The organism is Psychrobacter sp. 1U2, from assembly GCF_051847575.1.
This window is the reverse complement of record NZ_JBPYDC010000233.1, coordinates 1-1,341: the sequence shown is the minus strand read 5'-3', so window position 1 is coordinate 1,341 and position 1,341 is coordinate 1. Positions and strand designations below refer to the sequence as shown.

Genomic DNA, 1,341 nt, shown 5'->3' with positions numbered 1-1,341 from the left:
CAAACTCTGGCATCAAGCGATTTAACACTGTTCCTGCACCAGTCTGAATACCACATCCTAACGGTCCAAGTAGCGCTAAATCGACTTCTGGATCGACTTTTACGGCGTTTCTAGACTTGGCTATCGCATAAGTGGCAAATGAAGATTGTCCAAAAAAAGTCGCCAGCGTCTCTCCGTTTTGCGCAAGCCTACGGGTGCCATCGTCCATGGCACCGCCAAAGTTCAGCTCATTAAAAGTGTCGCAAACGGTTGGATGACCCGTCAGGCAATGCCCGCAATTACCGCAGTGCGCAAACGATAGCACTACAGGATCACCGACTTGCAAATCAGTTACCCCTGCGCCGACAGCATCCACTATCCCAGACCCTTCATGACCCAGTACGATAGGAAATGGCGCGATGCCCATATCACGCGCGACCACATCAGTATGACAAACGCCTGTCGCAATGACTTTTACTCGTATCTCATCAATCTCAGGCGTGGCAAGCTGTACAGTCTCTAATTCAAAAGCCGCGCCTTGGTTTTGAGTGACTGCTGCTTTAATATCCATTATATCCACCTTGTTTACTAGCAAAATTAAATGTCGTTTATAAAAGGTTATTTCGCTGTTTTAGCGCACTAAAATTACTGGCGACACTGTGCTGGCGATGATTTCTGTAGTAGTGCTACCAAGAAACAAGCGCTGCAATTTAGAATGACCGTAAGCACCGACTACAATAATATCGACACCATTATCTATCTGAAACGACAATAATCCATCAACTGCATCAAGCTCAGGCAGATGATGCGCCTCTACCTCAAAGCCCGCTGACGTTAGATGATCTACAGCATCAGTAAGGCTCTTTTTGGTGGCTTCTTTGTCATTACCTACCATCACGATATAACCTTTTAATCCTCGCAACAGATCGCTCTTTGCTACCATCTGTGTGGCTTTGATGGCTGTTTTACTACCATCAAATGCGACCATGTAGGACTTAGGCGCTTCAAATTCTTCTGAGCAAATTAAAACAGGTATACTTGATGCTCGTGCAACGGTTTCGATTTGGCTACCGATGTTGATGCGGCTGTTCTTATGATCTTCACCGCGACGCCCCATAACGATGGCACGATTTTCTTCTTTAAAGTGTTCGATAGCCGGTAATAGCTTACCGCGGCGTTGATAAATATGGACGTCCACTTCCTTAAAGCTACTTTGCAAATAGCTTTTTGCATCCTGTGTCAATGCATTAGTATAACTATTGACAACCTTGGCTCTTTTTTCATCTAATTCTGTTAACTCTTCTAGCAAAAATTCGCGACTATTGATTCCTATCGCTCCTGATAAGTCGCGTCTGGTCGACG

Annotated in this window: 2 protein-coding genes; both read right to left on the bottom strand. The window is 45.2% G+C overall.

The features are described from left to right. On the bottom strand, positions 1–550 hold a 550-nt coding region (locus tag ACS8FD_RS14765), incomplete at its 3' end, for an alcohol dehydrogenase catalytic domain-containing protein (RefSeq protein ID WP_439276412.1). A gap of 60 nt (positions 551–610) precedes the next feature. Beyond that, positions 611–1,341: universal stress protein (locus ACS8FD_RS14760; protein ID WP_439276411.1), on the bottom strand; the 731-nt coding region annotated here is incomplete at its 5' end.